Below are 24,325 nucleotides of genomic sequence, written 5' to 3' on the forward strand. Positions count from 1 at the left end.
CGAGGCATCGGAACTGCCGAGTAACATCCGGACGCATGTCTGAAAGCGATTCCATCAGTCTCGAAGCAACCAGGCGTCGATTGACCGGTAAGCAGGCCGATACCGTCGATCGATTGACCAGGGCCGCGCTGGTGGTGCTGACACGCGATGGCTTCTCCGGCATGACGATTCGGCTGGTCGCCGTAGAGGCGGGCGTCGCCACCGCGACCGCGTACACCTACTTCTCCTCCAAGGAGCACCTGGTCGCCGAGATCTTCTGGCGTCGCCTACTGGCCTCGGGCTCGCCCGCGAACGAGGATCCCGACCCGACGGTGCGGGTGCTGGCCGAGCTACGCAACATCGCGCTACTGGTGGCCGAAGAGCAGGAGTTGTCCGGCGCGGTCACCGGCGCACTCCTGGGCTCGGACCCCGACGTCGAACACCTGCGCACCCGCATCGGCATCGAGATCCGTGGCAGGCTCGCGCGCGCACTCGGCCCCGACGCCGACAACGAGGTCATCGAATGGCTCGAGATGATCTACGCCGGCGCGCTGGTGCGGGCGGGTATGGGCTACGAGTCGTACTCCGAAATCGCCGACCGCATCGAGCGGGCCGCGTTGAGGATCCTGCGCCCCGCCTGACGTTCACGGTTCGAAGCTCGCCAGCATCTGCTCGAGAGCAGCCTGATCAGGACCCACGAACGGTTCTGCCTGCGGCGCCTCGGCCAGCATGTCCCAGTACTGCGACGTGCGTCCGGGTGCGGGCGGCAGGTGGGTGCTGAGTATCCGTCGTGGGTCGAACGCGCGCACAGCCGACACCGTGGCAAGGTATTTTCTCTCGTCCACGGCGTGCACCCACGGACTGTCCACCGCCGCCCAGAGATGCTGCGCCGCGCGAATCACGTCCGACGGTGCGTAACCCACGTCGTCGGCGGTCGCGAGTTCGGCGCTCGGCATCGGAGCACCGAAACAGTCCGAGGTGAAACATGATTCGCTGCGTTCGTCGTAGAACCCGACGGTGCTCGGGTTGTCGAACAGCGGTGGCCGGAACGCGGTGAGGAGCCGGTCGCCGACGTCGAGGGACTGCCCCGGATTCAGCAGGTACACCCGATCCATCGGGACCGGTCGAGCACACGACATGATGCCCAGGCCGAGGAATGTCGTGATCAGCCGGGCGTTCGGGGCGGCGTCGAGCAGGTCGAACAGCGATCCGGTGTGGTCGCGATCAGGATGGGTGAGCCATATCCATTCCACGTCGGCGGGATCGATGACGGAACTCAGCGCCGCCATGAATCCACGGTCGGGAAGGCTGAGTCCGGTATCGACGACGACGGGTTCCGCTGCGTGCAGAACGTAGGCATTCACCGGTAGATGGCCGATACCCGGAACCTCCAATTCGTCGGCGAGAACAGTGATGTCGGGCTGGATTCGATTGATACGCATGGTGTTCCTCAGTCCTCGAAATCGACTCGAATGATCGAGCGCGCGATGACAGCGAGATCGTCGGCGGTCGGGTCGTAACCACGGGTGAGCTTCAGCCCGAGCTCGAACGGGCGGGCACCGTCGTCCATTGCCGCGCGCATCGCGGCGCCGACTTTCGAAGGCGCGGCATCGACGAGCACGGCGCGACCGTGACGGATATGCCCGCGATGGGTGACCGTGACGGGTGCGCCGCCGGTCAGATTGTGGCGCCACGGCCGCTCGGTGAAGATCAGCGTCTCGTCACCGACTCGATGCAGACAGACCGGGATCCGCAGACTGCGACCGGTGCGACGGCCGGTGATCTCGACCATTCCCTGCCGCCGGATGCGATTGCCGAGCCATCGGGTCGCCAATACGCGCCGAACCACAGGATTGATCAGTCGCATCAATTCCGGCGGCGGCGGACTGAGTCGCACATTCGTGGTTTCGGAATTCGTCATATATCGAGGCTAGGAGCATTCCCGTCCGAGCGATATTCCACAAACGTGGTATTTCCCCTGGTCCGGCAACGGCCTACCGTTGATCTGGTGAGCACGGATTCGATGCGACGCGCCGCCGACCAGATCGGACTGCTGTGCCGCGAGCCGCGCGATCTGGTGTCGCTGTGGCAGCAGGCGACGGAGGTGCTGGCCACCGCCGTCCCGCACTACTGGACGCCGTGCTGGTACACCCTCGATCCCGCGTCGTTGCTGATGACAAGTCACTTCCATCTCGGCCTCACCGAGTTTCCGCCGCAGTGGCTGGCCGCGGAGTACGGCGAGGAGCGCAACGGCATCGTCGACGTCGTCAGGTCGGCGACCGGATTGTCGACCCTGCACGACACCCTCGGCGCTGACCCATCCAACAGTGAACGCTGGCAACGCAATATGACAATGGGTGGGGACCAGGAATTGATCGCGCGCCTGCGCACCCGCTCCGGTGAGGTATGGGGAGCGCTCGCGCTCTATCGCGAACCCGGTGCCGCGATGTTCGACCCCACCGAGAAGGAGTTCGTGGCGACTGTGGCGCCGACACTGGCCGACGGCGTACGCCGGTCCCTGCTGATCGGGCAGGCCGACGAACCCGAATACGCGGATTCACCCGGTCTGCTGGTGCTCGATTCGGCCTACGAGATCGAATCGGCCAGCGCGGGCGTACAGCGCTGGATAGCCGATCTGCCCGACGGTGACTGGGATCGTCAGAAGCTGCCGAGCGCGGTGGTCACCCTCGCCGCCCGTGCGTTCCGCAATGCGGCCGAGGACCGCCCCGACGAGGTGCTCGTCTCGCGAGCGCTGTCCAGGTCGGGCACCTGGGTGGTGTTGCACGGCGCCCGCCTGACCTCGACGGGGCAGACCAGGGTCGCGGTGATCATCGAACCCGCCCATCCCAGCCGTATCTACCCGCTGCTGATGTCGGCCTACGGGCTCACCGAGCGCGAGCGCGACGTCACCCGGTTGGTGCTCCAGGGCGCGTCGACCTCACAGATCGCCCGGGACATGACCGTCTCGGCGCACACCGTGCAGCAGCATCTGAAGGCCATCTTCGACAAGACCGGCGTCCGCAGCCGCCGTGACCTGGTCGCCAAGGTGTTCTTCACCCACTACGAACCCCGCTTCCGGGACAACGAGCACCGCGTCACCGCCACCAAGCCGGTCCGGGGCGGACCATGGCCGACCTACTGACCTAGTTGTCGACGGCGGTGGCGAGCAGTACGCGCAACTCTTCGACAACCTCGTCGAGCGGGGCAGTGGAGCGGTCGACGCGGCACAGGATCACCGCCCCTTCCACGCCGGCGATCGCCATCGTGGCCAAGCGCGCCGCACGTGCCGGTGCGACGCCTTCCGCGGTGATCGCGATGGTCAGGGTGTCGTGCCAACGGTGCAGGATGTTGGCTACTTCGGGTTGCAAGTGGTGGTCCTCGGGGGATCCGCCGACCGCCACCGACACCACTGGGCACCCCGCCTCGAAATCGGATGCCAGCAGGGTCGCCGTCCAGAATTCGGCAATCCCGGCCAGCACTCCGAGGGCGCCGCGATCGGCTGCCGCGGTGATGAGGGCGCTGATCGTATCGCCTGCGAGAGTGAGTGATTCGGTCATGATCTCGGCACGTCCGCCGGGAAAGTGGTGGTACACCGAGCCGCGCGGAGCGCCACTGCGCGCGAGCACCGCGTCGACGGTCACGCCCGCCGCACCGCGCTCGCCCAGGAGTTCGATCGCACCGCACAGCATCTTCTGGCGCGTATCGGTACGAGCTCCCACCGTCAGGCCTCCTTCACCGGCGCCGTGAGCACCTCGATGCGGGCAGGGACATCTTCTATGCAGTTTTGCATAGCCCAGAGCACTGTTGCGTCAGCGGTCGTCAAGCCGAACAGACTGCCTGTCTAGTTTCTGTGATGAGGTCCGCAAGTTTGCTAGGACTATTGCCGGAATCACAGTCCACCTCTCATGATGGTCTTTTGATCACCATGACGCCGAGGAACCGCTGTGACGCACTTCGCCGCCCGCCTCAATGAGCTCTTCGACAACCCATCCGAGCCGGACGTTCGTCTATGCACGAACCGCCACGTGGCGCGCATGCTGCAGGCGGCCGGTCACCGCATCTCCGCACCGTACTTGTCACAGCTGCGGTCGGGGCATCGCGACAACCCGTCCCCGAAAACTGTGGCGGCGTTGGCCGAGTATTTCCAGGTCACGCCCGATTACTTCTTCCTCGCGGCGAACCATCCGGAAGCCGACGATCACAGGCTCATCCGCGAGCTGGAACTCGGCGAGCCGCGCGCACTGTTGCTGCGTGCCGTCGGATTGTCGCGCGAGGCCATGGACATCCTCGTCACGATGGCCGAGCGCCTTCGCGTCAGTGACGGATTGCTCGACGTTTGCCTCGACGGCTGATGCGGGCTATCGATCCGCGCACTGGATCACAGCTACCGCTCGTCCGAAGATCCTCTTGCCATTCTGTTGCGCGGTGATGGCGATCGTCGCGGTCTTGCGGTCGGGATCGACAGCCTTGACTTTGCCCGTGTACTCGACCGTGGCTCCGATGTTGGGCACGTAGACCGGGCTGGCCAGGCGCACCGCGTATTCGGTGACCACGCCGGGATCGCCTGCCCACGAGGTCACATACCCGGCGCCTATACCGACCATCAGCATGCCCTGTGCGACAGGCGATTCCAGATCGACCGATGCCGCCGCCGCGTTGTTCCAGTGCATGGGGTTCGGGTCGCCCGCCACGCCCGCGTAGTTGACCAGATCGCCGAGCCTCACGGTGACGGTTCTCGACGGAAGCTCGTCGCCGACGGCTACCGCGCTGAACGGCACCATGTTCCGGTCCGGGTTCGCGATTGTTGCCCGACGGTGCGGCGCAGGATGCTCGGGTGCGTGGTGTTGTCGTGGAATCGACATGCCATGGCGGAAGTTCCGCATCCGCACTCCGTCGAATATGTGCGACGTGGCGATGTTCACCTCCGACCGGCCGGCGAATGATGTGCGTGTGGTGACGATCTGATAGCCGCGCTGGTCGACGACCGAACACTTGATTCCGAACATGTTGCCTCCGAACACCTTTCGGATCACATCGAGCTCGACCTCGAAGCGCAACGAGTCGCCCACCAGGTTCGGTCTGTCGACGGTGAGGGAGTAGTCGGTCTGCGTGATCCGGCTGAGGTCACAGCTCTGGGCGACTCGATCGAACATATCCATCTGGGCGAGAAGCGCTGGTATCGGGGTCATGCGCACATTCAGTAAGATAGCTAATAGTTAGCCACGTGGGCGATATTTGCGGTTCTCAGGGGGTCGGATGGCCGATCTGCTCACGGAGGATGTCGCCGTGACCTGCGTGGCGAGCGAATTCCTCGATCATGGCGAGCAGTGTCCATCGCATGCTGACCGTCCCCTCGCGGGGATTGTCTTTCGTCTCGTCGAGGTCGAAGCGGGCGGCGATCACCCGTGATCGCGCGCTGGCCCGCTCGAATTCGGCGATCACGTCGTCCAGTGATTCGTCGTCGGCAACGACGAAGGTGCCCTCGTCCCGGCGCGAGTATCCGTCGCACTCGGTCTCGTCGAGTCCGGCCCAGAACCGCTGAAACCAGATCCGCTCCGCGGCGGCCGCATGTTTGATCAAGGAGATCGGCGTCGTCAGCGACGCGACGAGCCGTCGGCGGGCGTCATCGTCGGACAGGCCGCGTGCGGTCGCGATGAGTGCTTCGCGGTTGCGATCGAGCGTGTTCTCGATGATCGCGCGCTCGGCGCCGGTGGTAATCGGGCTGGTAGACATGGACTTTCACTCCGTTCTGTTGCTGATCGAAGAATCGGCGAACTCGGGTAATCGGTAGGGCGCCGCTTCGGCCACTGACTACGGGGCAGGTGCAACGCACCCAACTGCGGAGGCAAAGCGGGGGAGGGGTGCATCTTGTACTCGTCGCAGAATGTGCGCTCAGGAAGGCGATGCGGGTCGATCTTCACCGCGGCCGAGGTAGGTCGAGCGTCGAAGGACTCGACGCCGCCTGACGCGAGTATGGCACATTGCCGATCCGGCACCGAGCTTCCCGGAACCACGTGGGACCCCGATGATCTCGGCACTCTCGTCGGGATCGGCCACCCCTGATGACCGCTCGTCCAGGTCGGGAAAAAGATGCATCTACCAGCCGATTAGTACCTTCGCCAAGACGTGAGGTAATCTTTTCGAGCACCCGGAGACGGGCGCAAGAACGGGCTGTGGCGCAGCTTGGTAGCGCACTTGACTGGGGGTCAAGTGGTCGCAGGTTCAAATCCTGTCAGCCCGACAGTGAAAACCCCTTCCGACCTGGGTCGGAGGGGGTTTTTCTGTATGCGGAAACTTGACGTATTTTGTCCGATATACACACTTATTGCACATAAATTGCTCCAGCCAGCGTGGTCGCGGGCATGCTGAATCTGGATCGACGTCCATTGCGGCCACCTCGGGGGCGACGAGGGCGGGCGTGGGGGAGTGCCAGCAGGGCGCCTTGGGTCACCTGCCCGAGCCGCCATACCCCGGTAGATCGGGTAGCTACAGGCATTGGCTTGTGAGCTCGGAAGTGTCTGGTGATGCTCGCTGTAATTGGCGATCTGAGCGGCCCACCTCGGCTTGGACGGGTGGCTCGGGAATACAGCGGGAGTCGGAGTCGATCGGCCCTACCCGGTGGTGACGACGTGCTGTGCCAGCAACGACTGCACGCGGCGACGCCGGGTGTAGGGGGAGTCGATCGGATCGGACTTGCTCTGGCGTGGATCCGCATGTCATGGGCGTCACAAACAGGAGACCTGGTGAGCTTCGATGCCCTCGGGCAGCGCGACCAGCGCGGTGAATCGACTGGTCCGCTCTACCTGTGTCGCGATGGCAGACGGGCGTGAGCCCATCACCAGGTCGCCTTCCCAGTGCCCTTCGACCCGGCGGTCTTCGACTTCGATAGGTCGTTCGCTGATCGGCACCAGGTCACTGATGACTCCGCGACCGTCTCGACGGCGGCCGGCTCGTTTCGGATGTCGCATCAGTCGATCAGTTCGTAGTTGGCGCGTCAGTGTTGCCTCGATCGCTCTACGTCGGGGATCGAACAACGCCAGGTAGATCGCCTCGTGAGAGATTTGCTTCGATTCATCGCCGGGGAATTGTCGGCGCAACCATCCCGCGATCTGCTCAGGCGACCAACGAACCGAGAGCTTGTCCTCAACGAACTCTCGTAGCATCGGATTCTGCAGCAGTTTGGCTGGTTTCGGCCGTCGCGCACGGTGATATGCCTCCTGATCGGCCACCGCTGCCCGATAGGCCCCGGCCCCGCCGTTGCGCGCGATCTCGCGCGCGATCGTCGAGGGCGAACGGTTCAGTCAAGTGTTGGATGTGCCGCCGCGTCGGCCGGCGCTGGATTCCTCCGGTTTGGGCCAGGAATCGCCTGACGTGCTGCAGCTGCATCCCGAGGGATCGCGCTATCGCACTGAACGATTCCCCCGCTCGCCATCTGCGCCACACCTCGTCCTGACGAGCCGCTGACATTCCGTAGTCCCGCACCCAAACCTCCACGCCGACATGATCATCCACGTGGTGATGCAGTCACCTCTTGAGCCCAAGGTCGTTTCCGACACTCCGGGGCGAAACTTCAAGAACGCGATCGGTTCGGACCTACGCTGGATCGTCGCCGCGGTCGTCGAGTTCGTGCTGCAGGTCGGTGTTGATGCGCTGCGCCTCGGCGAGCTGATCTTCCAAAATCACGATCCGGCACGACGCGTCGAGCGCGTTGCCGGCATCGACGAGTTCGCGCACACGCCCGGCGATACGCAACTGGTAGCGCGCGTAGCGGCGGTGCCCGCTCTCGGGGCGTTGCGGAGTCAGCAGCCGGGCCGCGTCGAGGCCACGCAGAAACGCTGGGGTGACGCCGAGGATCTCCGCGGCGCGCCTCATGTTGTGGGCGGGGTAGGTGTCGTCGTCGAGTTTGTCCGCAGCGCTGGCGCCGGCGGTGGGAGGGGTGTTCGAGTGCTGCACAAGGCCTCTCGGGTTCAACGCCGCAAGGCCCCGGCGCTCTGTGCGCCGGGGCCTTGATTTACGACTTAGGGATTGAGTTCAATTGTGTGCACCGGCCATGGGGCCCGGTCTGAGACTTCGCATCCGAAACTTCCAGGATGCGGAACTGGCAGAGGACTACTCAGTGGCCAACCACCTCCTGGATCGTCGGGTTCTTCCTGCGGTACTGCACTTGCTGGTACTTCACTTGCGTACTGCAACTTGCCTTGCTTCATCGCCTCGCTGGCGGTCCGGCCGACTGCACCGGATTCTCTTCTCCGCCAAGCGAAGCGGTCGAACTTGTCCCGGGCAGCTCACCTGCCCGGCCCATCTGATTTTGCGGAACGACAGCGACTGTATACGCCAATCTCGAGAATGTCTACATCCGCCACAGCAGTTTTTCGCAAGTTCGGGAGGTGGACTATTTACCTGTCGCCCGAGGGTTGCCCTGCAACTTCCGTCGACCTGCAACGCCCGAGGACCGGCGGCTACTTCGTCGTGCTGGTGAGGTCGACGAGAGCGGCGCCGGGGGCGTTGGTCTGCACCGAGGAGATGCCCTTCTTCGCTGACTCCTTGGACTCATAGGCCTGCCACTCCGGGCTGGAAGGGATCGTGTGCAAACGCGGTGACTCTTCCCCGGACTGAGCAGCCAGCATTGTTGACGGTTCCCGAAAAGTAACCCCACAGGCTGTCGTACCTCGGCTTCACCAGACGGATTCGGTTCCGGTGATGAGCTTGACCTGTCGTGACGAGTGGTTGGGTTCAGTCGGTGCGCAACCGCGCATGGCGCATGTCGTGGCGGCTGTCGTGGTGTGCCAACTGCGACGAAGACGAACCGGCTACTCGTTCACTTGTCTTCGATTTCGGCCAAAACGTATCGGTCCGGCGCGAAGACCGGTGCGGTTGACGACTCGCCTTCGTTCGTAATCCAGGCGAGATGGATATACACGTGGTCGGGAAGCCCATCGAGGGCCGCGAGTGAGATCTCGGCGGTTCCGCCGCCCGGACGTGGGACCGGACCCCGGATACCGCCGAACTGCTCTCGCCATTGCCCGAGCGTGCGCCCGCCCGGCCTATCAGGCATTTCTCGCAACGTCTTCTCGTCGTAGTGCACGACGCCCGCGACTATCCACGTTTTCGTCACAACATCCCCCTCCGATTCCGCCCGAACCGCCGCCATCTAGCCAGCGCCTCTTTGCCACGAATCCTACCGACCCAGTACGGGTCACTACGAGAGCTGACTGCGGCGCTGCGGTCGGCGGTACCAGGCGGATTCCAGGGTCGGGACGCCGCGGACAGGGCGGAGCGCGTGGTGGTCTCCGAAGCCGACAAGATGGCATGAACAAGCGCACAAAGAATCGACCGTTAGGCGAGTGCTCGTCTAACGGTCCACTTCATTGCAGGTCTCAGTAGGTGGTGCAGACGTTGATGCCAGCGGGGCTGGTGCAGGGATCGTCCCCGTCGGCGGCGGTCGCGCGGACCGCGTGGTGGGTCGAGCCGGTGTTCGTCGCCGACATCGAGTACCGCGAGATCAGCGGCGACGGACTGCTGCGCCATCCCAGTTTTCGGGGGATCCGGACCGATAAGACACCCAATGAGGTCGGCCCGCCAAGTTGACCGCCGATATCGCCTGAGATGCGGGTGTTATCGGCGGTCATGGTGCGCTCAGCGCTGGAGCTTGCAGTAGTAGCCGTGAACATCCGCCGACACGGACGCGTGTCTGGTCGCCCGGTAGTCGTCTTCGTCCTCGAAGTAGTGGTCCGTGCACACATACGTCTCACCGGTGTCTCGCGCACCGATCGAGAAGGGGCCATAGATGTCTCCGCGCAACGGGGTTTTGGGAATATCACCCGGCTCGTGCGGGCCGGGGTCCTTGATGTCGGCGCGGCGGACACTCCGGAAGTTGGTCGAGACCGCCTGACTGCCACCGAAACTCACTTGTCAAGCAGACAACCCGGTCTTCGACCTCATTGAAACCTGCCGATGTGGAATCCGTCGTCGCCGGCTATCTATGTGTCCACACGGGCTGCAGCAGGTCCGCGACCCTGGTCTCGCGACCGAGTAGCACGACGTCACGGAACTGCAGCAGCATCGCGCCGGTCGGAGCGTGGATGGTCATGGCATCGCCGAGTCGCATCTGCAGCAGACGGGTTCCATCCGGTTGATCGGCCCAGTATGGAACCCCGTCGGCGGCGAGCCGATCGAGAGCAACGAAATGCACCTGGTGCACCTCATGGTTGGGGGAGAGGGCGCCGGGGTTGTCGAGCGCCACTACGATCGGCGTGATCGCGAAACCGGAGGCCGCGGGGAAATCGTCCAGCCGGCCGAGCACCTCTGCGGGGGAAGCATCGAGGCCGAGCTCCTCCTGCAATTCGCGCAGGCCGGCCGCGACAGTGGTCTCGTCGCCGTCGACCCGCCCGCCGGGCAGTCCCCATTGCCCGGCGTTGCGGCCGCGGTAGGCGCGTTTGATCACGATCACGCAGGGCTGTCCGTCATGTTCGAGCACACACAGCACCACTGTCGCGCGCCGCATCCCAGGTGTATCCGCCACGGCGTGAACATCGAACTCGCGCAATCGGGTGGTGGCCACGTCCCGAAAGTTCTGCACACTCATCCATCGAGCATCCCACTATCGGAGATCGACACGGTGTCAAACCCGTGGTGGCGCGGACCTGATCGAGTCTTGGGGCCAGCTTGGACAGGCCGTCGCGGGTGAACAGCGACAGCAGGTCGTGCAGGCGAGAGAGCATCCTCAGCGTCACCGTGCGCTGGTCGGGGTGGCCCTGGTCGATTCGGCCGACGATCAGCTCGCGGATGAACTGCGCCGGGCAGGCCGAGCCTGTGGGAGTGCCGACTGATCGCCCGTCGAGACGGGTCGCACGACCCACCAGACGATCGCGGTCCATACCGAGGACAGCAGGATCGAGCCGATGATGTCGGTGGGGTGGTGGGCTCCGGCATAGAGTCGCTGCGCCGCTACCAGCGCCGGAATCAGGAGTGCCGCGGCGGCGAAGACCCGGTACTGCCATCGGCGTGTGGTTGCCCACACCAGCGCGGCGGTGCCGGCGTAGAGCGTCAGTGCGGCGGCGACGTGCCCGGAAGGGAAACTGGCCGTGGGGGGAAGGTCGGGATTGAGGTGTGCGACCCGGGGCCGGTCCCGGTCGACGATCGCAGCGGTGGTGAGGAATAGCGTGATCTCGCCCAGCAGCGTCGTGCCGAGGAACAATACCGGTCGCCAGCTGCGCGCGATGCCCACCGCGAGTGCTGCGACGATCAGCGCGACTGTGATGATCGCGATGGTATTTCCGATCTCGCCGAACACATCGAGGATCGACGTGAGCGTGGAATTACGGTGCTCGGCGAGCATCGCCACGACGCGGTGATCCCACCCCAGGACAGCGGTGTCGGTGTCGAGGGTGCGCACCAGTTTGCCGATTCCCACCAGCCCACCGACGAGCAGCACCCACGCGACCGCGAGCTCGCCGATCCCTTGCCATGGGTGCGGCAGCGTGGGCGGATGCTGAACCGGGACCGGTCGCAAGTCGTCTTCCTCGGCCGGGGCGACGTCGCCGGGTAGGGGGCCGGTGCTGTCGATCCGGGCGTCGCGACGCCATCGGTGAAAGGCGACAGTTGCCAGTACGAGCCACAATGTGCCGAGCAACCAGCCACCGAGGATATCGGTGAGGTAGTGCACGCCGAGCGCTATCCGGCTCACCCCGATGGCGATCACGATCCCCACCGCGAACACCGTCGCCGCGCGGCGTGCGCCCGCTTGCCAGGTGGGCGTGAAGACCAGCAGCACAACGCCGTAACACACCAGTGAACTCATCGCGTGTCCGCTGGGAAAGCTCCAACCGTCCGTGGTGTAGACGGGCTCGTCCACCACCGGACGCAACCGTGCGACAAGCTCTTTGACGACCGGGTTGAGGATCAGGCCGCCCGCGGCGGTGAGCACCACGTAGACGGCAAGTCGGGGGAGACGACGCACCAGCAGCCAGATGGTGGCGACGGTCAGCACCACGACCAGCGTGCTGGTCGCTCCGAGTTCGGTGATGCCGGTGACTATGCTTTGCAGGGCCTTGTTATCCGCCACCACGGCGACCAGGTGGTCGGTGACCGTTTGATCTGCGGTCTGCATCGGTTCCCACCGCGTCCGGACCAGTGCGGTGAGCACCCCGAACCCGATACCGATGCCCATCGCGCCGAGTAACGCCGCGGCACTGCGGACAGCGAATCGTTCGGCGGCCTCGGCCTCGCTGTGACGCGCGACGACGGAGCTGTCAGCGCCTGTCGCGACATCCCCGTCGCGTTGGTCGACAGACAATGCAACACCTCCTGCGATCATGCGGCATCGCCGACCAGCGAGAACCGCGACGGGCCACCAGTGAACTCCGGTTGCCGGATATCGTTGTTGTTCACGGTTTCCCGTTACAGGCGGTCGCAATCAATCGAGAAATCACTAGCGCGATCCCCGCGCCCGCGTTACTGATAACAGCCGGATCGCCGAGCCCGCGACCGGATGGGCAGTCGGATTCGTGGTGTGCTGGAGGATGGCGATGCCCGTGAAGGGATCTTCGCATACTTTGATATGCGCCCCGTCGACTACATGACGGGGCGATCCTGATACCGAGCGCAAGATGGGAGAACGTATGACTGTCGAGTTCCCGCATCTCGACCTGTCCGCTGACGAGGTACTGACCACGACCCGGTCGGTGCGCAAACGTCTCGACCTGGATCGGCCGGTGCCGCTGGAGGTGGTCACCGACGCATTGGAGGTGGCGCTCCAGGCGCCGTCGGGCAGTAACCTGCAAGGCTGGCATTGGATCGTGCTGACCGATCCCGAGCCCAAGAAGATCGTGGCGGAGTACTACCGCAAGTCCTACACCGCCTACGCTGCGGCGGGTGCGGCCGTGCGTCAGGCGAAGCCGCCGAAGGACGCCGATACCGCGGAGAAGGTGGCTTCGAGTGCGACCTATCTGGCGGAGGTGATGGAGCAGGTACCGGTGCTGGTGATCGGTGCGATCCACGTTCCGGGTGGGCAGATGCCGGAGGGGAACCAGGCCGGTCTGTGGGGTTCGCTGCTCCCCGCCGCCTGGAGCTTCGCGCTCGCACTGCGTGAGCGCGGCCTCGGGTCTGCGTGGACCTCACTGCATCTGGAGTACGAACGAGAGGTCGCCGAGGCGCTGGGAGTTCCCCCGAGTATTCGGCAGGGCGTGCTCTTGCCTGTTGCCTACACGAAGGGCACCGACTTCAAGCTCGCCAAACGCGCCCCGCTCGACACAGTACTGCACGTCAACAAATGGTAGTGCTGAGCCGATTCGCCCGCAGCTTTATCTACGCCCGCGGTCGAGTTGCTCTACTCGGCAGCGGCGGGTAGATAGGTCTGTCTTTCTGGACTGCGCAACACGTTCACTCTTGCGGTCTCGGTCCGCTGATCTGGCACTGTTCGGCTGTGTGCTCGATGGTGTTGCCGAACCCTTCGAATCGATCTCCGCCGAGAGAATGCCTTGCTGTTGACTTCGGTGGCGGGGCCCGAGCCAGGCTCGGCACCCGTAGGCTCGATCGGTCCACGCCCCCTCGACCTCTGCGACGCCGTGCTCGTGCGCGTCCACGCCTACACCAAGCTTCCTTGGAGGTCGAGGCCGTACATGTCGAGGCCGAGCTCAGCGGCGGTGGTGGTCCTGAGGTAGTGCGCGGCTCGTGGCAGCGCTCCTCGGATACGCAGTGACCGCCCGCGCGCATGACCGGACATCGAGAAGGCGCGACCGCGGGGTAACGACCGACGGCGCCCATCACGCGAAGCGTGCCGCCGAATTCGACCCTGGTTGGTTCGGAGGAGTCGGGGTATGTCGGAAACGACAGTTCATCCTTGCGACGAGAGGTCAAACCATGCCCGAGCACGGTAACGGAGTTCGCGAAGGCGTCGAAGGCGTCGTCGAAGACGTCAAAGGCAAGGCCAAAGAAGCCGCAGGTGCGCTTACCGACGACGACAGCCTCAAAGAAGAAGGTCGGGCCCAGCAGGACAAGGCCGAGTCCCAGCGCGAGGCTGCCAGCAAGGAAGCCGCTGCGGAGAAAGCACGCGCTGAAGCCGACATCGATGAGGCGCGCCAAGCAGCGCATCAGCGCGACCGCTGATTTGGGCTGCTGACGAGGTGGGAGGGGCTCGGACGAATTCGTCCGAGCCCCTCCCACCTCTTGTATGCGTGTCCTGGCGAGAGTAGTGACGGGGCCTTCATCCTCCCGAATGGTCTACGCTAGCGGCCTGATTCGGGGTCAGAATGTCAGAGCTGCGCCGGTCATGGGTGTGGCGAGTCCGGGGGGTCGGTGCCTGGAGTCGTGGCTGCGGCGGTCGCGGAGGCGCAGTGGCGGGGTGTCCGATACCGCTAGTCAAGCGGTGGCCACCGGAAACTGAAGGATCTGGTTTCGAGCCATGTTGGTCCATCGAGTATGGAATCGCCAGAGCGCCAACTCAATTCGGCCGCCCGTGTGCTGTGCTACTCGAGGATTTACCGCACGTAGGCGCCGAGAGTGATCAGAGGTTGCTGGCCGCCGCACAGACGTAGCTCGCGGTCGTGCGTGCGCACGAGGCCATTGCGGGTGTGGATGTGGAGAGGGTGTCTGCGGCGGCGTTGCGAAATCGGGAGATCGCGTCAACCGCGGCTCGGGCAAGCTCCACACGGTCGTCGACGTAGACGTAGAACGACTTCCCGGACAGAACCGATCTCAGTGCGTCACGGCGTCGGCGGCGCGGTCACCGAAGGGATGTCGCCAGGTGCGGCGTGCGCTCGCACTACGCGGTGTCTTCGCGAGCACGGTCCCCTTCTCCTTCGGTTCGGCCGAAGGACGGAAGGTCCGCCCGCTCGTGCCGGTGCGACGGGCGAGCCGAAGATCGGCCTTGGTCTGACGCAGGCGCTGCGACGAACGGTGCGCGCCGGCGGTGAGCAGGACCAGGCCGAGCATGCCGAGGGCTCCGAGCACGACTGCCGACAGGAACAACGTGCCCGACGTTGCGGTGATGTGGTAGCCGAGCAGGCTGAAGTCGTCGCTGAGCGTGTGGGCGGGGCCGCTGTTGCTCAGCACGCCCGCCGTGCCGATCACCACCGCGGCGATGAGCAGGACCAGGCCGAGGAAAACAATCATGACAGTCTCCGAATCCGGTTGCACCGGTATACGTGTGGTGTGTCGCCCGCCCGCTGGCCGCGTGCGAGTCGAGTCCAGTCGATGAGCGGACCGACGATCGGGATGCCACGGTGCACAGCGACCCGGCGTCACCGCCCTTCACTCCGTGGAATACCCCGATTCGAGCGGGCGACGCAGCTGCCGGGGCGCGATCATCGAGATGTCACCGCTGGCGATCGGGAGGCCGGTTCCCGAAAGCCTCACCGCGGGTCCGCGATTCGGGGTGGTGCCGGCAGGGTCGGGTCGGCGAACCGCCGCAGCACGAGTACCGCGAAGAGCCCGTTCGGCTCGAGCCCCTCGCCGGCCGCCCCGCCAGATCTTCCGTGGTGGCCTTCCCGACCAGGGAGCGCCGGGCCAGCAAAGTCCGCCCTGAACCAGCTGATGCTCAGCTTCGCCGCGCGGCACGGCAACGACCCGTTCGGAGAATCGGGGGATTCGTGCTAAGGCTATGCTATCTGACGGCCTCGTCAAGGCTATGCAAACTAAGGCGCCATTAAAAATAAATAAGGCGCGGCGCGTCTTGGTGAGCGGCATGCCGCACTGTCCTTCAAGAGCCTCGTTCGCTTGTCTCACCCCGACCCCCACTCCCACAACCATACCGCCACCTGCAAATGCACCCGGCAGTCGTCCGGGCGGTGTTGGCTATGAATCGTCCGTAGCTCCAGCGCACGGGTGAACGTCAGGCCAAGGAGTTGCACCTGGCACATGTGCTCAGCCAACTGGCCACCGGCATCCACGAACATGTTCTGTGCGTTTGGATCTGGCGTAGACATGGCGGAGCGCCCCTTCGAGTTCGGGATGGCGGTGAATCACGCTGACACTGGGCACGTCGTGGGAGTACCTCAGTCCCAAAGCCCGGCGCACGGCAGCGGTGGTAGTTCTGGGTGGAGTTCATCGTCGATGGTCACGACGAACTCCGGGAAGCCGTGAGCCAGTTCGTCTGCGACGTTTCGGGCCTGCTCGGCGCTGGCCCGGTAGTCCAACCTGAGATCCCCCGACTGGATCCGTATGTGCCGGGTACGGCGCAGTGGTTGTGTGGATCGCCGTATCGGCATCGCCGGGGTCACCGCAGGCGATTTTCGGCTGGCACCATCCGCCCGGTACTCACCAGTACGTCGAGTGCCACACTCTTGCGCGGGCACTGCTTCGCCCGGCATGCGACATGGATCTGCATCACCTCGTGCGCCTGCGCTGGCTTGAACAGCAGCATCGGTGCGGTATGCGCACCCGCATCGCAGAGGGCAATCAGCTTGTACATGGCGAGGGACTGGCTGGGCATAGCGTCTCCGGTTCAGCAGCTTTGGTGGTGGGGTTTGGATGCACCCGGCACCGGGGCTTTCGCCACCGCCCTGCCACCCACGGACAGGCCGATGCGCCGCGTGAGGGGCTCGCAGCGTCGCCCGGTGCCGGGTACCTACCTCAGCCTTATCGCCAACGCCGTCCGGCGGTATGCCGCGACTTCGCCCCGGCGTATGCACTGGGCGTATAGCCGGGGTTCGCCCGCCGCCCCTGGCACCGCCCCGTTTAGCCCGAAAAGCCCTTTAAAACAGGGGTTTTCGAGGTATGCATGAAACGTATAGCGCCCTTGGTCAAGGGGTGGTACCGTCCACCTGGCCAGGGAAAATGGCAACACCCGAGCGAATCCGGGAGTAGCAAGTCATGACGCGGGCACCCAAAATGCAGCGCTACTGCGCTCGGTGTGGGAATCGGCTCAGCAGCTACAACGCCCAGAAATTCTGCCATCCTTGCGATCTCGCTTTTCGCGAGCAGGTGGCTCATCCGCCGCAAGTACCCGCCGGATTCTGGCAGACCGACCAAATGCGAGATACGCTGTCTACCTGGCATATTGGCCGGGTCATCAACGCCTATCGGCTGCATCCTCATCATGGTCGCGTGTTGCCACAAGAACTGATCGCCTCGTGGCTTGGTCTGACACAAGCCCAACTGAGCCGGATCGAAAAAGGCCCTGCCCCCGAACAGCTTTCGCGCCTTACCCAGTGGGCGCAGGCGCTGCGGATTCCGGCCGAGTTGCTGTGGTTCAAGTTGCCCGTGACAGACGGGGACGAAGCCACCTCGCCCGACCACCATGACGGCGACGCTGATGTTCGCCTTGCCCGGTGGCTCCTCGCCGGTGGCCGCGGGACACCACCAGTTTCCAGCCACGCTGGTGACCTCGAGCCGATTGCCCTGGCACTAGATGATGCCTATCGCTATTTCGACGGTTCAGTGGTGGAGTTCTTCCGCCAGCAGCTCGCCCGTTGCAAGGCCGACGACGGCCAACGTGGCCCGGCAGGAGCCTTGCCCCTGATGCTGGCGCTACTCGGGGCGATCACGCGGCACAGCAAGGACGTGCAGCCCGATGTTCGCCGGTCACTGCTGGCGGTTGGTGCCGATGGTGCCGAATTCGCAGGCTGGTTGTACCGGGATCTCTACGATCCAGTCACGGCCACCTTCCTGTATGACCGAGCGATGGAATGGGCGCAAGCCGCAGGCAGCCTGCCGCTGCAGGGCTACGTCCTACTCAAGAAATCCCAGATGGCCTACGAGTCCAAGGATGCCGCAGCGGTGTTGGGCCTGGCGCAAGCCGCCAAACAGGGGCCGTGGCAGTTGCCTGCCCGTGTTCGCGCTGAGGTGATGCAACAAGAAGCCTTGGGACTGGCCATGATCGGCGAATCGGCGACGGCGGTCGAGCAGCACCTCGGTGAAGCTTCCGACCTACTCACCCAAGCCCACCCCGACGACGACCAATTGTTCGGCACCTACTTCAACGAAGGAACCCTGCAACTACGCTCGGCAACCTGCTTCACCGAGGCCGGTAAACCGCAACGGGCAGTGGAGATGTTCAGCACGGTATTGGCAGGCAGCGGGTTGTCTCGGCGCGACAGTGGCTTTTTCAGTGCCCGGCAGGCCAATGCCCTCGCCCTCAGCGGTGAACCGGACGAAGCTGCCGCCCTGGCCACCACCGCGGTGATGGTGGCCCGCGAGACACGTTCGGAGCGAACGATGAACCTCATCATCGAAGTGGTGCGGGTGCTCGAGCCGTGGCGCAACCGCGCCAGTGTTCGTGCCCTGCACGAGGTGCTAGCTCCCGCCCGATGAACCGGTGGTGAGCCACTGGGCCACCGTCTCGATGACGAACGTCTGATACTGCTGGCTTTTCGGGTTCAGGTACTGCGGATCGTCATGAACGGCGAAGCCGTGCTGCGAACCGTCGACCTCGACCAACTCGACCGGAGCGGTGAACTGGCTGAGGGCCTGGCGGGAGCCGTCGACCGGCACCAGGGTGTCGGCGTTGCCGTGGACGATCAGGGTGGGGGTTTGGATCTCGCCGAGGACTTCGTTGGGCTTCAGCCAAAACACCTCGTTGAGCAGCGGGCGGCCATGTTTGAGCGTCGGGGTGAACTGGATGGCACCGGCCTTGTTCAGCTCTTGGGCGGCTTCGTCGCTGATGACTTCGTTCGTCCAGTACGGGCGGCTGTCGATGGTGCGCTTCTTGTAGTCGAACTGGGGATTGAGCAGCACCAGCTTCGTCAGTTCGTCGGGCCGTTTGGCGGCGTAGTAGGCGCAAATGCCGCCGCCGAAGCTGGCTCCGAGCAGGCTCAGCGCCGCGGCACCGGTGGATTCCCGTAGTGCCGCCAAGGCAACCCGGATGTCATTGAGGATTGTCGATAGCGTCAGTTCTTCTTGTCTCCCGTCGCTCTCCCCGTGACCGCGCAGATCGAACCGTAGCGAGGCAACTCCCGCCCCGGCGAGGCCATCCGCCAGCCGGGTGAAGAAGCCGCCCTCCTCGCGGGTGACTCCACCACCGTGCACCAGCAGCACGGCGTGAGTCGGCGGTTGGTCAGGGGTGACGACGGTGCCTGCCAGGTGCAGGCCGTCGAGAGTGCGGATGCTGGTGATGGTGCTCGTGGAAACCACAAGGCCAGTCAACCAAACAATCGGCAAGGGTTCTATGCGCCGGTGGCTCCGTCGTCGGGTATCGGCAGTCAGCTCACCAAGGTGCCCGCGTCAATCTTCAATCCACCGGCGATCTTGAGGATGTTGTGCAAGGTACGGTTTCGCGGAACCGACTGCCTGCCGTTCGAGCAGGCGGCCAGCAACTCTGTCAATAATTGATGCTAGGACTTGAGGCCCTCAAGCAGGCGCTTGATTATGAGGCCACCATACTCTTCGATTGCAAGAACTAGTTGATCGAACATCTCCTTCGATACAGAAACTTCTCGCCGATCGATACGGGGAACTTTGGGCAGTCATCACAAAAGCGCGCATCAGCTATTCCTGCTCTGTATGCCCATACATTGCGGATTTGCTGCGCTTCATAAATTGCGTCTTTTATTTCGCGCGGTACTTCGCCATCGAGTTTGACCGGTTCAAGGAGGCGTTCGAATCGGCCAATTCCTTTCCCGAGGTCGGCGTTTGTGTGGCGAGTAAATTCTGTTGCTATCGCTGTCACCTGATCAGCATCTGGCATAAGGAGAACACCGATCGGAAGCTTAAGCTTCTCGAATTTGGTGTGCGCCAAGAAAGTCGGTTCGGACATCAGCCGTGCCTTAAAAATATCTTCAACAAAACATTCGGCTCCCTCGCCTTCCGTGGGTCGATTGGGTGACGTATGAGCCGTGCTGTCTGCAGTTTTTGCGGTTGAGGGTGTTGTTCGCCAGCGGCCGAGGGCGCCTTCTACCGCGGGGCGATGAGGGTGGTCATCGTGGGGCGGTAGGGGAAATCCGCTACTGAGCACTGATTCGGCGAGAGGGGTGCGGCGGTCATTCTGGAGTTCGTTCGATCGACCGACGAACGGCTTCACTACCTGAGAAGGGTTGGACCGCAATGCTTCACGACGCCGCGTTCTTGCTCGCCGACCCCGACTACTTCCAGCCCGTCGAGCGCACCGATCCTGGTCGGCGATATGCCCCCACAGTGCCACCGGCTGGGTGGGCGCGGGGGGAATCGGGGGTGTGGACCTATTGGATGCCGCCCGAGGTTGTACTGCCTGATCAGGGCTGGAAGGTTCACGTCTCCAGTTCGCTGGACAACACCCATCTGGTGTTGGACGTCGTCGCGGGTGTGTGTGGCGAGCTCGGGGTGCCGTTCAAGCATCTGACCGGGCGGACCTTCTTCGGGTGGTTGCACAGCAAGCACGGCAGTCGGGTGCAGAGCGGGAAATTCTGTGCGCTCTATCCGCCGACACCGCAGTGTGCGCACGAGGTGTTGGTGCGGCTGGAGCGGGAACTCGCCGGCATCGCCGGACCGTATGTGCTGACCGACCGCCGGTTCGGGAGCTCACAGTGTGTGTCCTATCGGTTCGGTGCGTTCCGCCCGAGCTATCGGCTGCAGGCCGACGGTTCCACGTTGCCCACGTTGCGGGGTGTCGACGGTACGGAGGTCCCCGACGAGCGACGTCCCGAATTCTTTTTGCCTGCCGGGGTGGTGGATCCGTTCGCGTCGTCGCCGGAGCCGCTCGACGAGGAGTCCGAGGTCAGCTTTCACGGTTACACCTTCGAGGCGGTGCTGCGCCACAGCAATGCGGGCGGCGCCTATCGGGCCCGTGATCTGGAGGGGGCAGCCTGTTTCGTCAAGGAGGCCCGCGGCCACAACGGCTACGTCGGCGTGCAGGATGCGCGGCGACGTCTCGAGCAGGAGTACCTGACGTTGCGCGCGCTGCACGCGGCGGCGCCCGGACTGGCGCCGCGACCCGTCGAGTTGTTCACCGAGTGGGAGCACACCTACCTCGTCACCGAGTTCGTGCCGGGCCGCACGCTCACCAGCTGGATGGTCGCTACGACACCGCTGATCCACGCGGGCGCGAACCCGACGACGATCGCCGCCTACTACCAGCGGTGCCGCCATATTCTCGACCAGGTCACCGCGCAGATCGCCATATTGCACCGGCTCGGCTACGCCTTCGTCGACATCAGCCCGGGCAACGTGCTCGTCGCCGACGACGACACCGTGCGGCTGATCGACGTGGAAGCTGTTCAGCGACTGGATCATCCACTCGGACTCCTGTCCACCCCGGGCTTCATGCCGCCGGAGTTGCGAACACCTGCGGGGCGCTCGAAGGCCGACCCAAGCTATGTCGATTCCTATGGGTTGGCCGCGCTCGCGCAGATGCTCATCTTCCCGATGCACGAAGTGGCCGAGCGGTCACCGCAGTGCTTGGACCATCTCCTCGCCGATCTCACTGAACTGGCGGCACCACCGCGGCAGCTGTGGGACGCGGTAGTGCGCTATCGGGGCAGCGAACACGGGCCGAGTCTGCTGGATCCGGGTGCTGTACGGGCCGACCCCGTTGCCGCGCTGCACTGGCTGCGCGACCGCACCGCTGATGCGCTGGTTCAGACGTCCGATCCGTATCCCTTCGGGCCGGAGGGACACAGGACCAATACGCGCGGTATCGCCCACGGGACGGCAGGCGTGCTGCACGCATTGCGACTGGCGGGACGCGCCATCGACCCGGCGGTGGTCACGCGATTACGCGATGGATCCCTGGCCGCCCGCGGCGACACCTGCCCCGGCCTGCTGTTCGGCAATGCCGGAATCGCCTGGGTCCTCGACGATCTCGGTGAACGCGAGGCAGGCTTGGCCTTGCTCGCTGCCGCGAGCGAGCATCGATTGAGTACCGAATCTGCCACCTGGGGCGGAGGTGCGGCCGGTGTTGCCATGGCGCACTTGGCATTTCATCATCGGACCGGCGACTTCGCCCACCTCGAACACGCCCACCGACTGCTCAGCGGGTTGCCCGAGGATCTGGTTCCCCTGCTGGGCGCCGACAATGCTTCCGGGCTGGTGCACGGCAGACCCGGTGTCGCATTGGCGCTGTACTACCTGGCCGCGTTCACCGGCGAGCAGCGCCACTTCGAGCGCGGCCTGCAGTTGCTGCGCGACGAACTCGTCCATGCGGAGACGATCCCGGTGGACGCCCTGGGTTTTCGCGCCTCGCAGCGCGACCTCCGCGTGATGCCTTACCTCGCATCCGGGAGCGCAGGCTATGCGCAGGTGCTCGCTCGGTATCTGAACAACTACGACGAGCCGGAGCTGGCGGACAGCTTGCGCGGTTGCCTGCGAGCACTGAGTATCCGATTCACGGCTGCTCCTGGACTCTTCCATGGGCAAGCGGGAATGGCTCTGGTACAAGCGGATTCCGCATTTCGAGCCGATCTCCCGGCCGGTGCGGGGTCGCGATTGACCGCACTGTTCAAATACGCGATCCCCGGCGAGACCGGCGTGCGCTGGCTCGGCGGACACGGTCAACGACTCAGTGCCGACCTGGCGACCGGATCGGCGGGTGTCCTACTGGCCCTGCACCACGCCCTGACCGGCTTCCCTGATCCGTTGTTCACCCTCGACGCGGCCGTGCCTGCGCTCGTAGCCCAGCCCGTCGAGCGGTAGACGACCACCAGACCACACACCCCACCACATCCCAGAGGAGGTGAACATCATGATCCAGATCCTGAAGCTGCAGGTCGAGACCGCCAAGAACGACGGCGAAGACGCCGGCTGGAGCACCCTCAGCATGGCCAACTGCACCAACGGCCACGAAATGCAGTGAACCCCGATCGATCCGAATACACCTGAAGGGAGGTGATCACCATGGTCGAGATCTTGAAGCTGCAAGCCGCGACCGCCAAGAACGAGGGCGAGGACGGCGGCTGGAGCACCTGGAGTGTCCAGAACTGCACCAATGTTCACGAAATGTAGTGAGCACCAGTTATTCGAAGGGAGGTGAACACCATGACCCAGATCCTGAAGCTGCAGGTCGAGACCGCCAAGAACGACGGCGAGGACGCCGGCTGGAGCACCCTCAGCATGCAGAACTGCACCAACGCCGTCGAGGCGTAGAGGCACGAAACATTTACTGGGCGCGGGCCTTCCAAGGCCCGCGCCCAGTGATTCTCCGTTATCCGGCAAGGAACCGACCATGGGCGATCTACTCTCGACACGACAGATTTCGGATCTGCGGCGCTACACCGTCGCCCAGGTCGCCTCGACCTTCGGAAGCGCGCTGACCAGCACCACGGTCTCCGTTACCGCTGTCGCTGTCCTCGGCGCAGGGCCGCGCGAGGTGTCATTGGTGGTCGCCGCGTCGGCGATGCCGCCACTGGTACTCGGACCTTTCGCCGGCGTGCTGCTCGACCGAGTGAGCCGGCCACGAAGGTTGCTGATCGTCGCCGATCTGATCGCGGCTTCGGCGATCACGGTCTGTGCGGTGGCGGCGTTCGCTCGCGTACTGACCGTGACCACCCTGATCGGTCTGTCCCTGACGCTCGGGGTGACCGGGGTTGCGCGAGCGGGACTGTACTTTTCGCACTTGAGCACCCTCGGTGTGCGCGATCTGAGCACCACGCGAGCACGGCTGCAATCGAATTCGCTGCTCGCGCGCTCGGCCGGGGCCTCGGTGGCGGGGCCGTTGCTCACCGCCGTCGGTGCCGCGGTGATGTTCAGCTGCGATGTGCTGACGTATCTGTTCAGCGCCTTCTGCCTCGCGGGCCTGTCGACACCCGATCACCGGGAGACCGCTCAACGAGGCGGCATCGCCCGCGAATTCGCCGATGGGGTACGTGTGCTGCGCGACTCGAAGGTGCTGGCCGCTGTGGCGCTGTATCTGCTGATCGGCGGCGCGGCGTCCGGCGGTGTGGCTGCCATGCGTGCGGTGTTCCTGCTCAACGACATACGAATCCCGGTATCCGCGTACGGTGTTCCCGCCGTTGCCGCCACCTTGTCCGCAGCTCTCGGCGCGCTCGCGGCACCACGCATCCTCGCTGTCGGGATCTCGGCCGACCGAGTGCTGCGAGCGACCGTTCTCGCCGCGGCGGTCTGCGCGCTCGCGCTACCCCTGACTACCGGATCGTTGCCCCTCGCCCTGCTGATCGTGTGCGCGAGTACCGCACTGCCGACGTTCTTCGGCGCGATCATGAACATCGCCCTGATCACGGTGATGGGCACCGACGTGGGTGACCGCTACTTCGCTCGCGTGGGGGCACTGCTCGGTACCGGTACCACCGCGGCCAACCTGGTGGGCGCGCTACTCGGCGGTGTGCTGGGCGAACACTTCGGCGTCCGCACCGGGATCTGGGTGTTCGTTCTCGCCGACCTGTTGGCCGCCGTCGCCTTCGCCTCGGTGATCGCCCGGCGTCGCTGTGCAGCGTCCGCGAGTTCGCGCAGGCAGACCGCGAAGGCATAGCCCCGAATACCTTGT

25 protein-coding genes and 1 tRNA gene are annotated in these 24,325 nt (G+C 64.6%); 10 read left to right on the top strand and 16 right to left on the bottom strand.

Annotated elements, in window-relative coordinates; translation table 11 throughout:
* Nucleotides 1-35 precede the first annotated feature (35 nt).
* Nucleotides 36-620, top strand: a complete 585-nt coding sequence (locus tag OHS03_RS06330; protein WP_328661512.1) for a TetR/AcrR family transcriptional regulator — start codon at nucleotides 36-38, stop codon at nucleotides 618-620.
* Between the two features lie 3 nt (nucleotides 621-623).
* On the opposite strand, the gene OHS03_RS06335 is transcribed toward OHS03_RS06330, so the two are convergent.
* Nucleotides 624-1,421 carry an MBL fold metallo-hydrolase gene (locus tag OHS03_RS06335; protein WP_328661513.1) on the bottom strand — a complete coding sequence of 266 codons (798 nt, stop codon included), beginning with the start codon at nucleotides 1,419-1,421 and terminating at the stop codon, nucleotides 624-626.
* Nucleotides 1,422-1,429: 8 nt separating this feature from the next.
* Complete coding sequence (locus OHS03_RS06340; RefSeq protein ID WP_328661515.1) at nucleotides 1,430-1,900, bottom strand: PNPOx family protein; 471 nt, start codon at nucleotides 1,898-1,900, stop codon at nucleotides 1,430-1,432.
* A gap of 87 nt (nucleotides 1,901-1,987) precedes the next feature.
* Here OHS03_RS06340 and OHS03_RS06345 point away from each other — a divergent pair, with 87 nt between their 5' ends.
* Nucleotides 1,988-3,121, top strand: a complete 1,134-nt coding sequence (locus OHS03_RS06345) for a helix-turn-helix transcriptional regulator (protein ID WP_328661517.1) — start codon at nucleotides 1,988-1,990, stop codon at nucleotides 3,119-3,121.
* Between the two features lies 1 nt (nucleotide 3,122).
* Here OHS03_RS06345 and OHS03_RS06350 read toward each other — a convergent pair whose 3' ends face one another.
* On the bottom strand, nucleotides 3,123-3,698 hold the full coding sequence (locus OHS03_RS06350; RefSeq protein WP_082844136.1) for a TetR/AcrR family transcriptional regulator: 576 nt from the start codon (nucleotides 3,696-3,698) through the stop codon (nucleotides 3,123-3,125).
* Between the two features lie 225 nt (nucleotides 3,699-3,923).
* Here OHS03_RS06350 and OHS03_RS06355 point away from each other — a divergent pair, with 225 nt between their 5' ends.
* Nucleotides 3,924-4,331 carry a helix-turn-helix domain-containing protein gene (locus OHS03_RS06355; RefSeq protein WP_328661519.1) on the top strand — a complete coding sequence of 136 codons (408 nt, stop codon included), beginning with the start codon at nucleotides 3,924-3,926 and terminating at the stop codon, nucleotides 4,329-4,331.
* A gap of 6 nt (nucleotides 4,332-4,337) precedes the next feature.
* Here the strand turns inward: OHS03_RS06355 and OHS03_RS06360 are convergent, their stop codons facing one another.
* Nucleotides 4,338-5,168 carry a MaoC/PaaZ C-terminal domain-containing protein gene (locus OHS03_RS06360; RefSeq protein WP_328661520.1) on the bottom strand — a complete coding sequence of 277 codons (831 nt, stop codon included), beginning with the start codon at nucleotides 5,166-5,168 and terminating at the stop codon, nucleotides 4,338-4,340.
* Between the two features lie 55 nt (nucleotides 5,169-5,223).
* The gene (locus OHS03_RS06365; RefSeq protein ID WP_328661522.1) at nucleotides 5,224-5,712 is read right to left on the bottom strand and encodes a DinB family protein; all 489 of its coding nucleotides are present in this window, start codon (nucleotides 5,710-5,712) and stop codon (nucleotides 5,224-5,226) included.
* A gap of 434 nt (nucleotides 5,713-6,146) precedes the next feature.
* Here OHS03_RS06365 and OHS03_RS06370 point away from each other — a divergent pair.
* Nucleotides 6,147-6,220: transfer RNA gene (locus tag OHS03_RS06370), tRNA-Pro, on the top strand.
* 484 nt (nucleotides 6,221-6,704) lie between these two features.
* Here the strand turns inward: OHS03_RS06370 and OHS03_RS06375 are convergent.
* The 4 genes from OHS03_RS06375 to OHS03_RS06390 form a co-directional block, all read right to left on the bottom strand.
* Nucleotides 6,705-7,208, bottom strand: coding sequence for an IS30 family transposase (locus OHS03_RS06375; RefSeq protein WP_442942350.1), 504 nt, complete (start codon nucleotides 7,206-7,208; stop codon nucleotides 6,705-6,707).
* A 364-nt stretch (nucleotides 7,209-7,572) separates the two neighbouring features.
* Nucleotides 7,573-7,932 (bottom strand): MerR family transcriptional regulator, encoded by a 360-nt coding sequence (locus OHS03_RS06380; protein ID WP_328661524.1) that lies wholly within the window; start codon nucleotides 7,930-7,932, stop codon nucleotides 7,573-7,575.
* A 506-nt stretch (nucleotides 7,933-8,438) separates the two neighbouring features.
* Complete coding sequence (locus OHS03_RS06385; RefSeq protein ID WP_328661525.1) at nucleotides 8,439-8,570, bottom strand: YegP family protein; 132 nt, start codon at nucleotides 8,568-8,570, stop codon at nucleotides 8,439-8,441.
* Between the two features lie 227 nt (nucleotides 8,571-8,797).
* Complete coding sequence (locus OHS03_RS06390) at nucleotides 8,798-9,130, bottom strand: hypothetical protein (protein ID WP_328661528.1); 333 nt, start codon at nucleotides 9,128-9,130, stop codon at nucleotides 8,798-8,800.
* 233 nt (nucleotides 9,131-9,363) lie between these two features.
* On the opposite strand from OHS03_RS06390, the gene OHS03_RS06395 reads away from it, so the two are divergent.
* Complete coding sequence (locus OHS03_RS06395; protein WP_328661529.1) at nucleotides 9,364-9,567, top strand: ATP dependent DNA ligase; 204 nt, start codon at nucleotides 9,364-9,366, stop codon at nucleotides 9,565-9,567.
* Between the two features lie 48 nt (nucleotides 9,568-9,615).
* On the opposite strand, the gene OHS03_RS06400 is transcribed toward OHS03_RS06395, so the two are convergent.
* From OHS03_RS06400 to OHS03_RS06410, 3 genes are all read right to left on the bottom strand, one after another.
* On the bottom strand, nucleotides 9,616-9,888 hold the full coding sequence (locus OHS03_RS06400; RefSeq protein ID WP_328661531.1) for a hypothetical protein: 273 nt from the start codon (nucleotides 9,886-9,888) through the stop codon (nucleotides 9,616-9,618).
* 67 nt (nucleotides 9,889-9,955) lie between these two features.
* Nucleotides 9,956-10,564 (bottom strand): NUDIX hydrolase, encoded by a 609-nt coding sequence (locus OHS03_RS06405; RefSeq protein WP_328661533.1) that lies wholly within the window; start codon nucleotides 10,562-10,564, stop codon nucleotides 9,956-9,958.
* A gap of 189 nt (nucleotides 10,565-10,753) precedes the next feature.
* Nucleotides 10,754-12,274, bottom strand: coding sequence for a phosphatase PAP2 family protein (locus OHS03_RS06410; protein ID WP_328661535.1), 1,521 nt, complete (start codon nucleotides 12,272-12,274; stop codon nucleotides 10,754-10,756).
* A gap of 325 nt (nucleotides 12,275-12,599) precedes the next feature.
* On the opposite strand from OHS03_RS06410, the gene OHS03_RS06415 reads away from it, so the two are divergent.
* Nucleotides 12,600-13,256 (top strand): nitroreductase family protein, encoded by a 657-nt coding sequence (locus OHS03_RS06415; RefSeq protein WP_056817616.1) that lies wholly within the window; start codon nucleotides 12,600-12,602, stop codon nucleotides 13,254-13,256.
* Nucleotides 13,257-13,839: 583 nt separating this feature from the next.
* A complete protein-coding gene (gene mbp1 / locus OHS03_RS06420) occupies nucleotides 13,840-14,085 on the top strand; it encodes a microaggregate-binding protein 1 (RefSeq protein ID WP_328661538.1) in 246 nt (81 codons plus the stop codon).
* A 588-nt stretch (nucleotides 14,086-14,673) separates the two neighbouring features.
* Here the strand turns inward: mbp1 and OHS03_RS06425 are convergent.
* Together OHS03_RS06425 and OHS03_RS06430 are read right to left on the bottom strand one after the other, a co-directional pair.
* Nucleotides 14,674-15,090, bottom strand: coding sequence for a hypothetical protein (locus OHS03_RS06425; RefSeq protein ID WP_328661541.1), 417 nt, complete (start codon nucleotides 15,088-15,090; stop codon nucleotides 14,674-14,676).
* Nucleotides 15,091-16,192: 1,102 nt separating this feature from the next.
* Nucleotides 16,193-16,408 (bottom strand): hypothetical protein, encoded by a 216-nt coding sequence (locus OHS03_RS06430; protein ID WP_328661543.1) that lies wholly within the window; start codon nucleotides 16,406-16,408, stop codon nucleotides 16,193-16,195.
* Between the two features lie 380 nt (nucleotides 16,409-16,788).
* On the opposite strand from OHS03_RS06430, the gene OHS03_RS06435 reads away from it, so the two are divergent.
* Complete coding sequence (locus OHS03_RS06435) at nucleotides 16,789-18,228, top strand: helix-turn-helix domain-containing protein (protein WP_328661545.1); 1,440 nt, start codon at nucleotides 16,789-16,791, stop codon at nucleotides 18,226-18,228.
* Here OHS03_RS06435 and OHS03_RS06440 read toward each other — a convergent pair.
* Complete coding sequence (locus OHS03_RS06440) at nucleotides 18,211-19,074, bottom strand: alpha/beta hydrolase (RefSeq protein ID WP_328661547.1); 864 nt, start codon at nucleotides 19,072-19,074, stop codon at nucleotides 18,211-18,213. The two genes, OHS03_RS06435 and OHS03_RS06440, sit on opposite strands and share 18 nt — an antisense overlap.
* A gap of 238 nt (nucleotides 19,075-19,312) precedes the next feature.
* Nucleotides 19,313-19,933 carry a hypothetical protein gene (locus OHS03_RS06445; RefSeq protein WP_328661550.1) on the bottom strand — a complete coding sequence of 207 codons (621 nt, stop codon included), beginning with the start codon at nucleotides 19,931-19,933 and terminating at the stop codon, nucleotides 19,313-19,315.
* A 23-nt stretch (nucleotides 19,934-19,956) separates the two neighbouring features.
* Between OHS03_RS06445 and lanKC the strand changes: the two genes are divergently transcribed.
* A complete protein-coding gene (gene lanKC, locus OHS03_RS06450) occupies nucleotides 19,957-22,518 on the top strand; it encodes a class III lanthionine synthetase LanKC (RefSeq protein ID WP_328661552.1) in 2,562 nt (853 codons plus the stop codon).
* Nucleotides 22,519-23,047: 529 nt separating this feature from the next.
* Nucleotides 23,048-24,310, top strand: coding sequence for an MFS transporter (locus tag OHS03_RS06455; RefSeq protein ID WP_328661554.1), 1,263 nt, complete (start codon nucleotides 23,048-23,050; stop codon nucleotides 24,308-24,310).
* Nucleotides 24,311-24,325 lie beyond the last annotated feature (15 nt).

Source organism: Nocardia salmonicida (assembly GCF_036142455.1).
Classification (GTDB): domain Bacteria; phylum Actinomycetota; class Actinomycetes; order Mycobacteriales; family Mycobacteriaceae; genus Nocardia; species Nocardia salmonicida.

Bases quoted from the DNA above. Each gene is read 5' to 3' on its own strand.
- OHS03_RS06330 (WP_328661512.1), top strand. From the start codon at position 36: ATGTCTGAAAGCGATTCCATCAGTCTCGAAGCAACCAGGCGTCGATTG.
- OHS03_RS06335 (WP_328661513.1), bottom strand. From the start codon at position 1,421: ATGCGTATCAATCGAATCCAGCCCGACATCACTGTTCTCGCCGACGAA.
- OHS03_RS06340 (WP_328661515.1), bottom strand. From the start codon at position 1,900: ATGACGAATTCCGAAACCACGAATGTGCGACTCAGTCCGCCGCCGCCG.
- OHS03_RS06360 (WP_328661520.1), bottom strand. From the start codon at position 5,168: ATGACCCCGATACCAGCGCTTCTCGCCCAGATGGATATGTTCGATCGA.
- OHS03_RS06365 (WP_328661522.1), bottom strand. From the start codon at position 5,712: ATGTCTACCAGCCCGATTACCACCGGCGCCGAGCGCGCGATCATCGAG.
- OHS03_RS06390 (WP_328661528.1), bottom strand. From the start codon at position 9,130: ATGGCGGCGGTTCGGGCGGAATCGGAGGGGGATGTTGTGACGAAAACG.
- OHS03_RS06405 (WP_328661533.1), bottom strand. From the start codon at position 10,564: ATGAGTGTGCAGAACTTTCGGGACGTGGCCACCACCCGATTGCGCGAG.
- OHS03_RS06415 (WP_056817616.1), top strand. From the start codon at position 12,600: ATGACTGTCGAGTTCCCGCATCTCGACCTGTCCGCTGACGAGGTACTG.
- mbp1 (WP_328661538.1), top strand. From the start codon at position 13,840: ATGCCCGAGCACGGTAACGGAGTTCGCGAAGGCGTCGAAGGCGTCGTC.
- OHS03_RS06425 (WP_328661541.1), bottom strand. From the start codon at position 15,090: ATGATTGTTTTCCTCGGCCTGGTCCTGCTCATCGCCGCGGTGGTGATC.
- OHS03_RS06430 (WP_328661543.1), bottom strand. From the start codon at position 16,408: ATGCCCAGCCAGTCCCTCGCCATGTACAAGCTGATTGCCCTCTGCGAT.
- OHS03_RS06435 (WP_328661545.1), top strand. From the start codon at position 16,789: ATGACGCGGGCACCCAAAATGCAGCGCTACTGCGCTCGGTGTGGGAAT.
- lanKC (WP_328661552.1), top strand. From the start codon at position 19,957: ATGCTTCACGACGCCGCGTTCTTGCTCGCCGACCCCGACTACTTCCAG.
- OHS03_RS06455 (WP_328661554.1), top strand. From the start codon at position 23,048: ATGGGCGATCTACTCTCGACACGACAGATTTCGGATCTGCGGCGCTAC.